General features: G+C 57.3%; 12 protein-coding genes. 8 read left to right on the forward strand and 4 right to left on the reverse strand.

Annotation, left to right across the window (positions count from 1 at the left end):
- Nucleotides 1-106 precede the first annotated feature (106 nt).
- Genes ACX80Q_RS15895 through ACX80Q_RS15905 form a run of 3 tightly spaced genes read right to left on the reverse strand, consistent with a single transcriptional unit; the run spans nucleotide 107 to nucleotide 1,189 of the window.
- Nucleotides 107-370, reverse strand: coding sequence for a hypothetical protein (locus ACX80Q_RS15895; RefSeq protein ID WP_459331503.1), 264 nt, complete (start codon nucleotides 368-370; stop codon nucleotides 107-109).
- 18 nt (nucleotides 371-388) lie between these two features.
- Complete coding sequence (locus ACX80Q_RS15900) at nucleotides 389-727, reverse strand: hypothetical protein (protein ID WP_459331504.1); 339 nt, start codon at nucleotides 725-727, stop codon at nucleotides 389-391.
- Nucleotides 728-739: 12 nt separating this feature from the next.
- A complete protein-coding gene (locus tag ACX80Q_RS15905; protein WP_459331505.1) occupies nucleotides 740-1,189 on the reverse strand; it encodes a helix-turn-helix domain-containing protein in 450 nt (149 codons plus the stop codon).
- A gap of 187 nt (nucleotides 1,190-1,376) precedes the next feature.
- Here ACX80Q_RS15905 and ACX80Q_RS15910 point away from each other — a divergent pair, with 187 nt between their 5' ends.
- Nucleotides 1,377-2,063: an alpha/beta fold hydrolase gene (locus ACX80Q_RS15910; RefSeq protein WP_459331506.1), complete on the forward strand. Its 687-nt coding sequence runs from the start codon at nucleotides 1,377-1,379 to the stop codon at nucleotides 2,061-2,063.
- Between the two features lie 213 nt (nucleotides 2,064-2,276).
- A complete protein-coding gene (locus ACX80Q_RS15915) occupies nucleotides 2,277-2,975 on the forward strand; it encodes an Abi family protein (protein WP_459331507.1) in 699 nt (232 codons plus the stop codon).
- 38 nt (nucleotides 2,976-3,013) lie between these two features.
- On the opposite strand, the gene ACX80Q_RS15920 is transcribed toward ACX80Q_RS15915, so the two are convergent.
- The gene (locus ACX80Q_RS15920) at nucleotides 3,014-5,428 is read right to left on the reverse strand and encodes a TOTE conflict system archaeo-eukaryotic primase domain-containing protein (RefSeq protein ID WP_459331508.1); all 2,415 of its coding nucleotides are present in this window, start codon (nucleotides 5,426-5,428) and stop codon (nucleotides 3,014-3,016) included.
- Between the two features lie 406 nt (nucleotides 5,429-5,834).
- Here ACX80Q_RS15920 and cas3 point away from each other — a divergent pair, with 406 nt between their 5' ends.
- The 6 genes from cas3 to cas6e are packed head-to-tail and all read left to right on the forward strand — an operon-like array spanning nucleotide 5,835 to nucleotide 13,533.
- Nucleotides 5,835-8,711, forward strand: a complete 2,877-nt coding sequence (cas3, locus tag ACX80Q_RS15925; protein ID WP_459331509.1) for a CRISPR-associated helicase Cas3' — start codon at nucleotides 5,835-5,837, stop codon at nucleotides 8,709-8,711.
- Complete coding sequence (gene casA, locus ACX80Q_RS15930; protein ID WP_459331510.1) at nucleotides 8,708-10,378, forward strand: type I-E CRISPR-associated protein Cse1/CasA; 1,671 nt, start codon at nucleotides 8,708-8,710, stop codon at nucleotides 10,376-10,378. Before cas3 ends, casA begins: the two co-directional genes overlap by 4 nt.
- Nucleotides 10,379-10,381: 3 nt before the next feature.
- Complete coding sequence (gene casB, locus ACX80Q_RS15935) at nucleotides 10,382-11,020, forward strand: type I-E CRISPR-associated protein Cse2/CasB (RefSeq protein ID WP_459331511.1); 639 nt, start codon at nucleotides 10,382-10,384, stop codon at nucleotides 11,018-11,020.
- A gap of 12 nt (nucleotides 11,021-11,032) precedes the next feature.
- A complete protein-coding gene (cas7e, locus tag ACX80Q_RS15940) occupies nucleotides 11,033-12,160 on the forward strand; it encodes a type I-E CRISPR-associated protein Cas7/Cse4/CasC (protein ID WP_459331512.1) in 1,128 nt (375 codons plus the stop codon).
- A complete protein-coding gene (cas5e, locus tag ACX80Q_RS15945; protein ID WP_459331513.1) occupies nucleotides 12,157-12,858 on the forward strand; it encodes a type I-E CRISPR-associated protein Cas5/CasD in 702 nt (233 codons plus the stop codon). The genes cas7e and cas5e overlap by 4 nt, the downstream gene beginning before the upstream one ends.
- Complete coding sequence (cas6e, locus tag ACX80Q_RS15950) at nucleotides 12,859-13,533, forward strand: type I-E CRISPR-associated protein Cas6/Cse3/CasE (RefSeq protein ID WP_459331514.1); 675 nt, start codon at nucleotides 12,859-12,861, stop codon at nucleotides 13,531-13,533.
- Nucleotide 13,534: the final 1 nt, after the last annotated feature.

Genomic DNA, 13,534 nt, shown 5'->3' on the forward strand with positions numbered 1-13,534 from the left:
GGCACTACCAATGCAACGCTCCAAAGGCCGAAATGCCAAGGAGGTTGTTCACTGGCAACCCACGGAAGCTGTGAAACAGAAGGCCCCGGCCCTCACCTCATATCGTCTAGTAGTCGGCTCGCAATGCTATTTGCTGCAGAATTTTACGTACTTCGTTGGCAAATAAGGGTGCGCCATCGTCAGTCAGGGCTGCGGGAAGTTCCTTGGATCCCGACTTAGCGCTCCAATATTTGAACTGCCGCTTAGTTGTTGAGTATGTCGCGTCTGGTCGGCGTTCGGCGATGAGACAAAGGAACTGGTCTGGGGCGTAAATTTCAAACTCCAGGTTGTCGGCATGAGCTGCGAAATCCTTGACGTTGCTTGTGACCATATAGTCCGCCTTCCCCTTTTAAGCGGCTGCAATGACATGGGCATCACAGGGGTCTCCGGCCAAGAACTGAGGATCGATGACGTACTCGGTGACGATCGCATTGGGAAAGCCCTCTACGAGTGTCCTCCTCCAGCCGCCAACTTCTGCGTCAGACAGGTGCGGATTCTTCTTCCTGAGGTGGTAGATCATCTCGGCCAAAACGTCCTCGCTCCAATGCAAGGCGATGCCATCAAGGCCGCTTTCCTGTGACAGGAGACAAAACCAGTCACGAAGAGTGCGTGAATAGAGGATGTTGGCGTCGAGAAAAACTTTGGTGGCCCCTAGCTGCATACCTGATGTGATGCAGTCAGGAGCCATATCTGATGGATCCTAGTCAACAATGCCGAGTGTGTCTTCAATGGCACGGAAATCATCGAAAGCGTTCCGTTGCTCGTTTTGGAGGTCCTCAGCAAACTTTCGAATGGCTTCGCGGGTAAACCGAGTATGAGTCCCCACCTTTGTGGAGGGTACCTTGCCTTCTGCTGCTAGTTTGAGCAGGGTTGGCCGAGACATTCCCAAAGTTTTTGCAGCTTCAACGCTTGTTAAAACCAATGGGGGCTGGCTCAAGGTTATGGGTTGCCCCGAAGAAGCTAGATTCAGAACGATTCGGAGGAGTCGAACCAGTCCAGCTGGCAATTGCACTGCCAGTCCGTCCTTGGTCTCGATCTTGATGCGAAGGTCCTTTGGGTGGACGTCCTTGAATTTCAAGACCACTGCCTGGGCCTCGGAAATTTCAGTGGCTGTGAGGTCGATGGTGTTGAGTTCGCGAGCTGCACGCACAGTAGCCGCGGTGACTCCTTTCAGATATTTCAATCACGCCCGGTAAGTGAAATAAGTGCAAGTCGACTCATTGTGCGCATATGGGCTTGGCTTCGCTCATCAAACCGTCGGCGCCGACACATTGTCTGGCAATTCCCGCTCGGTTCTTTGGTACGTTGGGCATAACTTCACCATCTAAGGAGCTGGTATGGCAGCAATTGTTTTGGTGCACGGGCTTTGGTCTGACGGCACCAGCTGGGCCAAGGTGATCACGGAACTGCGGGCCATGGGGCACCACCCCGTGGCGGCACAGCTGAGCCTAGAGTCCTTTGACGACGACGTTGCCTCCGTCCGCCGAACCCTCGCCACGGTCTCCGGGCCAGTCCTGTTGGCCAGCTGGTCCTACGGCGGCGCGGTGGTGGGTGAAGCTGCACGCGGATCCGACGCCGTGAAGGCCCTAGCCTACGTTGCAGCCTTTGCCCCGGCGGAGGGCGAATCCGTCAGTGGGCTGTCCAGGAAGCACCCCGGCAGTCTCATCCCTCGCCATGTGGTGGTTGCGGGCAACTACACCTATATAGCTAGGGAACATTTTGGGGCGGTGATGGGTACCGACATTCCGGCCGAAGCCCTGGCGATTGCCGCGGCAACGCAGCGGTTGGTGCGGATCGGCGTGGACAGGACAAAGGTAGGGCCGCCGGCCTGGCTGGATCTTCCTACCCACTATCTGGTGGCCGCGGCGGATCAGGCGGTGCCAACCATTTTGCAGCGCGAAATGGCCGCGGCCATGGGAGCCACAGTTTCGGAGGTCAATTCCGGCCATGCGCCCTTGCTGTCGCATCCGCGAGAGGTGGCTGAGTTTCTGGACCGGGCCTGCGCGGCGATGGGCCATTCCTAGGATTCTCTTCGTACAGCAACAAAGGCAGAAGACCCAAGTTCGGCTGCCTGCCAGGATGGGGGTTATCCACAGGGCGAAGGAGTTGAACGGTTCGGCACCCGGAAAAGTGAAAAGATGCTTAAAGCAGAATCCCGGCCGTTTGATCGGTCCTCTTGGAGGACTACAGGGACGGTTCCGGGATGTTCTCTTCAAGAATACTCGAGGCAGCATCAGATGGACAACTCAAAAATCTGGGAGCTTGCTGAACGCAATTTCAGCCAGGCTCGTCTTTCCCAGTACGTGGTGGAAGCCAGCGGCAATGCGGAACTTGCAATGGCTCTCTACGCGTGGAAAACGGATGTCTCATCCGCATTTTGGGGCTCCCTTGGTCACCTAGAGGTGGCCCTTCGGAATGCCATTGATCGACAAATGAGTATCCGCCAAGGAAAGCTGGGCAGGGGAAGCCATTGGATTTTTGATGAGGCGAGTGAACTAGGCCGAGGCCGAGGTCGACGCGGTCGAAAGCACGGGCATCCATACGCCGACATCGCGATTGCCATTGAGCGAGTGCGCCACAACAACAAGCTAGTTGTTCCAGACCAGATCATCTCGGAGATCTCTTTCGGGTTCTGGCACCAAATGGTTTCCAAGAACCAGATGTTCCTGTGGCCGGATCTTGCATCGGCTTTTCCCTACGCGCCGGCCCGGAATCAGCGACTTATCAGTGACAAGGTGAAGTCCATGCGCACACTGCGCAACCGAATCGGCCACCACCACCGAATTTGGGAAGGTGACATCCCCCTGAGGTACGACGAGCTCATTCGGTTGGCGGGCTTCATCGATCCAGAGCTAGGCAGTTGGATCGACGTCGACAGCAAAGTTCCGGAAGTACTGCGGCGCCATCCAAGAACTCAACTTGCTGGTGGGTCGTAGCTGGAAAATCGGATTCGGTTGGGACTCAAACTGTGGCGTCAGAGTTTTCTGGGATCAGGAAATCCTAGTGAAATATAGCCCGGCGCACGCTTGCCTAGAGACGATGCGAGGACTGGAGTCAGCTCGTCCCAATAGTCGTGGACCACGGCGCGAGCCTTGCCCGGATACGGCCGGGTGATCCGACCGGCGTACTGTACAAGCCGTCCCCTGAAGGAAATTGGTGCGGCCAGAAACAAGGTGTCCAGCTTGGGACAGTCAAAACCCTCCCCAATGAACGAGCCGGTTCCCAGCACCAGCAGCGGCTGGTCGTCTGGTGCTTTATTCAAAAGTTCGACGGCGGCCTGCCGGTCCGCCGCCTTCATCCCACCTGAGAACACGACGGGGGTCAGGCCGGCTTCTTCGAAATGGATGCGGAATTTCTCCAGGTGAGCTTTCCACGTGGTGAGCACGAGGATGCGCGAGTTGGCAGCGTAAGCGGCCATGACGCCGTCGTAAATTTGCTCGAAACGTGACTGGTCCTCGATCAGGTCCCTGTAGATGACCGATATTTGGCCGGGCTCGCTCGGATCAGCGTCACCCGCATAGATGTAGCTGGTGCGGTGGAGTTGCAATTCCAATGCAGGTGCCGGAATCTCAAGCTCGTGGCGGGGCAGTTGGGCGGAGGCTACTGGCGCGATGGTGTGCTCAACCTGGCCGAGCTGGTGGTACATGAGCGCGTCCAGTTTGTCGCGGCGGTACGGTGTGGCGGTGAGGCCCAGCCAGCACCTAGCAGGAATCTGGTTCATGACGTGGCTGAAAGCAGCAGCAGGGACGTGGTGGCATTCATCGGCAATGACGAAGCCGTATCCTGCGGCCAGTTCGGCGACGTTGTCACGGCGGGCCAGGGTGGGCAGGAGTGCGACGTCGATGCGCCCTGTCGTTTTTGCCCGGCCGCCGCCGATCTGGCCGGGTTTCTCACCGAGCAGCTCGCGGATCTGTGTGCGCCACTGGTCTGCAAGCGCCTTGCGGTCCACCAGGATGAGGGTGGAGACGCCTCGCCGGGCAATGGCGGCGCAGGCCATGACGGTCTTGCCCGCACCCGGTGGAGCAACGAGGATGCCTTGCTCCACGTCCATCATCGCGTCTAAGGCCTGCTGCTGTTCAGGGCGGAGGCTTGCATTCAGCTGTACGTTGAGGGGATCGCCGGCGATTCTCTGATCTTCAATCTTCAACGTACTTCCAGCCGACTCAACGAGTTGCCGAAGCAAGGGGAGCAGACCACGTGGCAAGACGAGGTCACCTTCGAGGGTCTCATCGAAGAAGTGCAGAATGCGCGGCACGTTCCATGTAGATCTGCGCTGCCGCTGACGTTCATAGAACTCGGGGTTCAACATTGACGCCGCGTGCTTGACTGCGGAAATCATGGCGGGGCCGAGCTCGTTGGAACGGATGGTGAGTCGTGCGGCGAAGATCGCCCGCACAATGAGGGCAGGTCGGGGCACGATTTGTGAGGACTGCGGCAGTTCCAACCGGCTTACCTCCTGTCCGAGCCTGACTGCCGGCAGCCTGCGAATGAGTGTTGCAACTGCTGCAGGGGTGAGACGGTCAAGACTAGACAGGTAGGCCCACTGGTCTGTGTAGGGCTCCAGCGTGGTTGTGTCTAGGAACAGGGTAGTGCCGTGCTTGCGTCGCATTCCGTTCATGGGGGCTGCAATCAAGTTGCCCATGCCCTTGCCTGAATGGAAATCTTGGGAAGGGAACAGCCTGTCGTAACTCGACAGTTTCATGGTCCCGCGCAGGCCCATGGCTTCATGAATCAGCCCGGTGCCAAGCTGGCGTGCGCGCTCGCCGGTGACGGGCGCGCTGAAGAATATCCACACGTGGGCGCCGCGCCCGGACTGCGAGATTTCTAGGGCTGCCGGAATTCCTCTGAACCGCGCCGCCTTGACGTAGGCAAGGGCATCCATCATGGCAGCGGCACCGTCGAAGTCGGCTGCAATCCACCAGCAGGTGTCGTTTTGCAGCAGCGGGTAAAAGCCGATGTGGGAATCGCCGCGTAGATGGCTTGCGATGGTTTCCGGCGTCAGTGGCAGAAAGTTGGCCTCGTTGCGGGAGCTACCCTTCCACCATCCGCCAGCAACCGCGGGCACCCAGCCAGAAGTCCCCTTTGTTGGATTCTCCCAACGCTTGGCGTACACATCCGTGCGTGCGCGAAACAGACTTTGGTAAAAGTGCACCTTGGTTTCCGGCGGCGAGTGCATCGTGACGGGGCCCAGAGGTGTGACTGTTGCCGCGAATGCTGGCTGGTCCGGGCGGGCTGCTTTTGCTTCCTCCGCACTGAGTTCCAATAGTTTGCGCAGGCGGGCGTTGTCGAGGCGTAGTTCCTCGATTTCCCGTTCCAGGGCGTGATCGGTGCCGGGGGAGAGGCCAGGCAGCGGCTCCTGGCTGTCGTCGGGATTGGTGTTGGCGGTCACAGCTTCAATTCTGCCTTGAAACACGTGAATCGCTCCAACAGCGGATCCGACGAGCTGTGCCCCTCGAAAGGGAACTTGAATGTCAAGTTCAGATATATGTCTAATAGAGTTATTCATGCAGCACCGGCTCCTCTGCAAGCAGTTCAGGGGATGAACCCGACAAACAGTGCGTGCCATTTTTGGGCGGATTTTGTTCCTAGGATCGCCTGGGTTTTGGTTCTTCGTGTGCTGAGGCGCTTGTGGGTGGGCTCCGATCCATCCGCAAGCGCATTTTCATTGTCCCATTAAATTTGAATGACAAACAGTGTGTTGCTGCTCTTGACGAGGTCTAGTGAGGTGGCTTACAGTCATGCCTAGAGGCTATTTGAAGGCTCTGACATTGAAGATCAAATGGACGGGGGACTCCATGATTTCTGCAGCAGCGCACTCAGTTTGGGCAAAATCAGACCGTGATACGGGCGATTCCATGTCACTGTGGCGTCACATGACGGACAGTGCTGGAGTTGCCGCAAGGCTCTGGGATGAGTGGCTGCCGGAGTCCGTGAAACAGCAGATCGTTCAAGGTTCAGGATCGAAGGATGAGCCCGAAGCCCGGACACTTGTGATGTGGCTTGCAGCTACGCACGATTCTGGAAAAATCCACCCGAGGTTCTCCTACCAGGTGCCCGGACTGGCCGACAACATGCGCGGCCATACGCTGCCAATTGCTGATGACTACACTCCGGAACAGCGCATCCCGCACTCGGTGCTCGGCTACTCTATTCTCCGGGACTGGTTGGAGAGCAACCGCGGATTCAGTCCAGCAATCGCAGCTTCCTATGCATCAATCTCTGGCGGCCACCATGGGGTTCCACCAAACCAGAGCTCCATTCGTCAATCAGACGAAACGCTTCCAGCCCTCAGGGGAGCCTGGCATGAAGTCCAGAAGGAACTGCTTGACGCCTGTGCGGAATTTACCGGAGCTAACGAATTTCTTGATCAATGGCGCACCCGGAGATTGAGCCCAGAGTCGCAAATGCTGCTGACAGGAGTAGTGATCATTGCCGACTGGAATGTGAGCGATCCGGAGATCTTCGGCTACAACGACTACACAGAAACCGCCCAACGCGTGGCCAAAGCTTGGGCCCAAAGGCTGCTTCCGCCTCCGTGGCGTGCTCCGAGAGACCGCCCGCCGTTTGAAGAATCGTTTGCGGGCAGATTTGGGCTCCCCGCCGATATCCAACCCAATGCCATGCAGCGCAAAGCTGTGGAAGTTGCCACGGGTATGGCGGAGCCTGGACTAATGGTCATCGAGGCGGGCATGGGTGAAGGAAAAACTGAAGCTGCTTTTGCCGCGGCAGAAGTTTTCGCCAGCAAGTGGGGGCTCGGCGGTGTGATCATCGGCCTCCCGACACAGGCCACGAGTAACGGTATGTTGACCAGATTCCTTGACTGGGTGGAAAAATTACCAGATTCTGAGTCAGCGAATGCCACCCGAAGCGTGTTCCTGGCCCACTCGAAATCAAGCCTGAACGACGAATTCGCTGGTCTGCCCCGTTACAGTTCAATCAGCTCGGTCTACGACGAAGCCACCGATTCCCGAAAAGGCGGGGATGAACCACATGCTGTTATCGCGCATCAATGGCTCTCCGGGCGCAAGAAGGGCTTGCTCGCCAACTTTGTTGTGGGAACAGTTGATCAAATTCTCTTCTCCGCACTTCAAAGCAAGCATGTTGTCTTACGGCATCTGTCACTTGTCGGAAAAGTAGTCATCATCGATGAAGTTCACGCCTACGATTCGTTCATGAATGAGTACCTGAAACGGGTGCTCCACTGGCTAGCACGGTATGAGGTGCCGGTCATCATGTTGTCGGCAACCCTTCCCGCCGCAACAAGACAAGCCCTCATGGAAGCGTATGAAAACGGAAGGAAAGGGCAGGAGGTACCGCTGCCCGCAAAACAGTTTGGCCGGCGTCGTACTCCAAAACCAGAGCCGGCAAAAGCGACTGCCCTCGATGGAAATCCGGGATACCCACTCGTTATTGCGAGCAGTTCAACGGGACCAACCATGGCGCTGCCAAAAGCCACAAGTGCAGGAATCCAGGTCCGGCTGCAGGCCATGGCAGATGAGGTTTCTGTCCTAGTCGCAGATGTAAAGGCAGCGACTGCAGATGGAGGATGTGTCGGGATTATCTGCAATACAGTTGACAGAGCCCAGGAAGTTTTGGCCGCGTTGGCCGAAGTCTGTGAGCCAGAGGAGCTGATCCTTGACCACTCTCGTTTTGCCGCGCCAGACAGGGCCGAGGTGGAACTGCGCATCAGGGAACTCCTTGGACCCGATGAGTTCGTCGCAAGGGCTGGTCGAGAACGGCCGCACCGCCTGATCGTTGTTGGCACCCAAGTGCTTGAGCAGTCGCTCGATATTGACTTTGACCTCTTGGTGTCAGATTTTGCTCCAACGGACTTGCTGCTGCAGCGCATCGGACGGCTGCACCGGCGCAGGACTCCTGCCAAGCCGCGGCTGCAGCACTTCAAGGAGCCAACGTGCTGGGTACGGGGCGTGGTTGACTGGGAAAGCGAGCCGCCGGAATTCGATAAGGGGTCCATTGCTGTCTACGGGCAGTGGGCGCTCCTGCGCAGCGCTTCCGTCCTGGAAAACAAGCGTTCTGGCGGCGAAAAAATTGCCATCCCGAGCGAAATCCCGGACCTGGTCCAAGCGGCGTACGCAGAGGAATTCACTGTGCCATCGACTTGGGCTTCTGTGATGGATAAGGCCGTAAAGGAGCACGAGGAATTGCTTGCCCGGAAGGTCAGCGATGCCCAAACATTTCTTTTGAAGAAGCCTGAAGAGTTCACCCTCGGTGCCGCCACCGGGTTCCTGGAGACCAATCGTGGAGATGCCAAAGAGGAAACCAAAGGCATGGCCAGGGTGCGGGATATCGACGAATCCATCGAGGTCATTCTCATGTATCGGAGCGACGGGGCACGGTTCCTGCCGCATCTGACGGAGTTCGGTGACCAGGTGGTGCCTATGGACACCCCGCCCGAATACCACATGGCAAGGGCATTGAGTTCGTGCACTGTGCGGCTGCCTGGCTTACTTTGTCAGTGGTACCGGGTAGACAAGGTGCTACATGAACTCGAAGCGGATGGAGTAGCCGCCTGGCAGAAATCTCCCTGGTTGAAAGGACAGTTGGTGCTGTTTCTGGATGAATCGCTAACCGCCGTGATCGATGGTGTTGAACTGCATTACGACAAAAGGCTTGGGCTGCAACACAAAACATTGGACAAAGGAGACTCATGAGCGACGTACACCCCACCTTTAGCCTGGTCCGGGATCCGTGGATCAGCTGCTCCATGCTGGATGGTTCCCTGACGGAGCTTTCCCTGTGGGACATCTTCGAGCGGCGTTCCGAAGTGCGGCGCCTCGCCGGTGAACTGCCCACCCAGGACTACGCTGTATTGCGTCTCTTGCTGGCAATCTTGTACCGGGCCATTCCCGTCTTCAAGCGGGAAAATATGGTTTCAATCTGGCAGCAATACTCCAGTGAACCTGAAACGCTCTGGGCTGTGGCCTCGCACTATTTACAGGCAGTTGAAGATTCCTTCCAGCTCTTTGACGGTGAAGAGCCCTTCATGCAGGTGGCGGACCTGAGTACCCAGTCTGAAAAGTACGACGGCGTTTCCCGCCTGATTGCCGACGTCCCCAGCGGGCACCAGTACTTCACAACTCGCGCCGGCCGCGGCCTGGACTCTCTGAGTTTTGCTGAGGCCGCCCGGTGGCTGATCCATGTGAACGCTTTCGACTTTTCTGGCATCAAGTCAGGCGCAATTGGTGACGTCCGTGTGAAAGGCGGAAAGGGGTATCCAATTGGTACAGGTTGGGTTGGCAGCACCGGCGGCGTCTACTTTGAAGGCTCAAACCTGGGTGAGACACTGCTGCTGAACTTGGACCTGCAAACGGCATCCAGCCAGCAGGGCAGTGAGGACATTCCTGTCTGGGAGCGGCCACCCCTGGGGCCTGGCGAAGAGCGCTCAGGGCAGAAACCGGGAGGTCCATCAGACGCGTTGACCTGGCCCAGCCGCAGGGTCAGGCTGTTCCCCCGGGACGGCCGGGTTGTGGAAGTCATGGTCTCCAACGGTGACAAACTGGCTCCCCAGAATATGCTTGCCGATGCTTACACGGCCTACCGCTACAGCAAACCCCAAAGCGCAAAGTTCAAAGAGGCTACCTATATGCCCAAAGAACATGACGCCGAGCGGACGCTGTGGCGTGGCATCTCCTCGCTGCTCATTCAAGGAACATCCTCCGCCACGGACGAGAACGGCATTGTCCAGCTGCTTCCGCCCAAAGTGACTGAATGGGTGGCGCTGCTGGCCAACAACCGAGTCCTGGATCCACAAGCGGTATTGAATGCCCGTTTGGTGGGCATGATCTATGGGACCCAAAGTTCCGTGGTCAGCGAGATTATCGATGAATCCCTGCCAATGCACTTGAGCCTTCTTGCCTCGGCCTCCGCTGAGGTCTCCGAGGCCGTCAAGACGGCGGTGGCAGAAACGGACCACGCCATTTGGGCTTTGGGGAGCTTTGCCGGTGAGTTGAGCGTTGCCGCTGGCGGCGACCCGGAACCCCCTCGTGAAGGGATCAGACAGCGCGCTTTCTTCGCTGTCGAGGAACCGTTCCGGGCATGGGTACTTGGACTGCGGGGCGAAGAAGAGCCTGAAGCAGTTCGGGAGGCGTGGAATCTCAAAGCCCGTCAAATTCTTCAAGAATTGATCGCCGCAGAGGTCTCTTTCGCAAGCACCGCAGCGGTCATTGGACGTTATGTCGATGGGCGTCTCATTTCCGCGGCTACGGCGGAAAACCGCATCGCATACAAGCTTCGTCTACACCTGCCGCTCAAGGCAGAAATTGAAGGAGCCAGGGCGCGTGCCCTGGCTGACGCCAACTCAACAAGTAAGGGGGTATGACACGTGGAAAAGGAAACGAACAGCACGCTGGAAGAGTTCATCCATAAGAAAGTGGATGTACTGCAAAAATCCTATGTCTTTGGTGACCGACGCGGATCAGCTGCAACTTTGGCCATGCTACGTCGGGCGGTGGGCAAAGAGCCAGGTGTGGATCCAGACATTTGGGATGTCACTGTTGTGGGGCTTCCGCCTTGGTATGTCGGCAAAACGGACGCGCCGTCAGAAGGGGAACACGCTGCGCACACCGCAATGACTCTGTATGCGGTGCACCAACAGTCCAAGACAACACCAATGCATCGCGAGGGTCCTTCATTGGGGCGTGCCGTCGCAAAACTGGCAAAGAGCCGATCTGCAACTGAGTCGCCGGAAGTCTCCAAGGCAGTCAAGCGGAGATTTGATGCGCTGCTGACCGCAGTGACCTTTGACGAGTTGGTGACCCATGCACGTGGACTCATCCAGCAGCTTAGGGCCGCTGACATCAGCCTTGACTACGGCCGTTTTGCGGAGGACTTGAGGAAACTGCAGCTCGCAGACCAAGCTGACTCCGTTCGACGACATTGGGGGCGGGATTATTCCTACGAACTCTTCAAACCCAGCAAAACTGAATCGTCAAAAACATCCACATCAGCAGAAAACAAGTAAGGGAGAAGTTTCATGAGCAATACTTTCCTGGACATTCACGTTCTTCAGACCGTCCCGCCGAGCAACATCAACCGGGACGACACCGGTTCGCCCAAAACCGCCATCTTCGGAGGTACACGCCGCGCCCGTGTCTCCAGCCAGGCATGGAAGAAGGCTGTTCGCCGCGAGTTCAGTGAAGCCCTGGACAAATCCCAGTTGGGAACCCGCACCAAGCGCGTCGTGGAGATGGTCGCCGAGCAGCTTGTGGCAGTCGGCAAGCTGGAAGTTGATGAGGCGAATGCGCTGGCCGCCGAAGCCCTGACGACCGGCGGATTCAAGTTTGAAAAGCAGACTAAGGCGGCCGATGGCAAGGCTAAACCGGAAACCATTGGCTACTTGATGTTTGTCAGCAATCTTCAGGCGCTCCGCCTGGCTGAGCTGATTCTTGCTGTGCGCGGTGGTGGCGAGGCACTCACGAAGAAGACCGTCAAGGAAGTGCTCGATTCCGAACACAGCATTGACATTGCACTGTTCGGCCGGATGATTGCGGACAATGCTGACCTCAACGTGGACGCCAGTTCACAGGTTGCCCATGCGATCAGCGTCCACCCTGTTGAGACAGAATTTGACTACTTCACGGCTGTTGACGACATCAACCCGGAAGAAGAGTCCGGTGCCGGGATGATCGGAACGGTCGAGTTCAACTCCTCAACTCTGTACCGCTATGCGACAGTCAATTTGAATGCTCTGGTGGCCAACTTGGGTGACAACGCTGCCGCCGTTAGGGCTGCTGAAGCGTTCGTGCGGGCATTCATCGAATCGATGCCGACAGGCAAACAGAATACTTTTGCCAACCGCACACTCCCGGACGCCGTCGTGGTTTCAATCAGGGAACGCCAGCCCGTGAACTTGGTGGGCGCTTTCGAGGAAGCTGTCCAGGCCCAAGACGGCAAAGGCCGGCTTCAGGTTGCTGCAGAGCGCTTGGCCAGGCATGCAAACGATCTGAATGAAGCATTCTCCCAGGTTCCTGCCCGGACGTTCGTCATCTCACCCACTAGTGCGACCACTGCATTGGAAGCGTTGGGGGAGAAGACCACCATGGGTGGCTTGATCACCGCACTGGGTGAAGATCTCGGCACCCGCATGGGACAGACGGTGTGAGCGTCTTGATGCTTCGGCTGGCGGGCCCCATGCAAGCCTGGGGGGACAGTAGCCGGTTCGTCAGTCGGGGGACCAGGCAAGAACCAACCAAGAGCGGCATTCTTGGGATGCTGGCGGCAGCCCAAGGGCGGCGTCGAACGGAACCCATCGAGGATCTGGCCCAATTGAAGTTTGGGGTTCGCATTGATCAGCCTGGGCAGTTGTTGCGTGACTTTCAAGTTGCAATCAGCCCGGATGGGAGTAAATCCATGCCATTGTCCTACCGCTACTATTTGGCAGATTCAGTGTTCCTTGCTGCTGTCGAAGGGGAATCAGAGCTCATCCAGGGGCTCCAGGATGCGCTTACCGATCCTGTCTTCCCGCTTTATCTTGGTAGGCGCTCGTGTGTTCCCTCTGGAAAGGTGTGTCTTGGAATCCGGGAAACCGATCTGGACACCGCCTTGCGGGAGGAAAATTGGCAGGCAGCGGATTGGTATCAAAGGAAGCAGAGCGCAGTTGAAGTGAGTCTTTCAATAGTTCGTGATGCGCTTACATCGAATGAACTAGGGGAAACAGTTCGTGATGTGCCGTTGAGCTTTTCGCCTGAGTCGAGGGAATACGCTTGGCGTACCGTTGTCCGGCCTCGCCCGCAGTACGTCAAGAACCCGTATGGGAAAGAGTCTGCCCATGAACCAATGGCAGAGCTGGGAGGCAGCTAGATGTACTTGTCGAAAATGGCGTTGAATCCTGCACGACGTGGTGGACGCTTCCTCTTGGGGAACCCGCAGGCCATGCATGCTGCGGTCATGTCATCGTTTCCACCCGCGGACACGGTGGGTCAACGTGTCTTGTGGCGGGTTGATCGTTTGAACCACGACGTTAATCTCTACGTCGTTTCTCCAAAGGAACCTGACTTCACCCATGTAATCGAGCAAGCAGGATGGGCTACTTCAACATGGCAGAGCCGGGACTACACCCCGCTTCTGGAGCGCGTTGCAAACCAGCAGCAATGGGGGTTTCGCTTGCAAGCAAATCCGGTCAAGCAGTCGGCTATGGGGGAGACGAAAGGCAAGCGTCTTGCGCACGTCACTCCAGATCAGCAGATCGAGTGGCTCAGGCAGCGGTCTCAAGCCAACGGGTTCTTGATAGCTGACGGACCGGACGGGGAACCCTGGGTTCAGGTCAATTCCAAAACCAAGTCGACGTTTGCCCGGCAAGATCCCAATCATTCCGGCAAGACGGCTGCAGTGACTTTGGTCCGCGCCCAATTTGATGGTCAATTGGTGGTCACTGACCATGAGTTGTTTAAGACAGCACTGACGCAAGGTATTGGCCGCGCCAAAGCCTACGGGTGCGGGCTGCTGACCATCGCAAACATGAGCCAAAATGGCTAGC

The organism is Arthrobacter sp. HLT1-20 (assembly GCF_054510895.1).

Excerpts from the sequence above, each read along its gene's own strand:
- ACX80Q_RS15895 (WP_459331503.1), bottom strand. The coding sequence starts at position 370 with ATGGTCACAAGCAACGTCAAGGATTTCGCAGCTCATGCCGACAACCTG.
- ACX80Q_RS15900 (WP_459331504.1), bottom strand. The coding sequence starts at position 727 with ATGGCTCCTGACTGCATCACATCAGGTATGCAGCTAGGGGCCACCAAA.
- ACX80Q_RS15910 (WP_459331506.1), top strand. The coding sequence starts at position 1,377 with ATGGCAGCAATTGTTTTGGTGCACGGGCTTTGGTCTGACGGCACCAGC.
- ACX80Q_RS15915 (WP_459331507.1), top strand. The coding sequence starts at position 2,277 with ATGGACAACTCAAAAATCTGGGAGCTTGCTGAACGCAATTTCAGCCAG.
- cas3 (WP_459331509.1), top strand. The coding sequence starts at position 5,835 with ATGATTTCTGCAGCAGCGCACTCAGTTTGGGCAAAATCAGACCGTGAT.
- casA (WP_459331510.1), top strand. The coding sequence starts at position 8,708 with ATGAGCGACGTACACCCCACCTTTAGCCTGGTCCGGGATCCGTGGATC.
- cas7e (WP_459331512.1), top strand. The coding sequence starts at position 11,033 with ATGAGCAATACTTTCCTGGACATTCACGTTCTTCAGACCGTCCCGCCG.
- cas6e (WP_459331514.1), top strand. The coding sequence starts at position 12,859 with ATGTACTTGTCGAAAATGGCGTTGAATCCTGCACGACGTGGTGGACGC.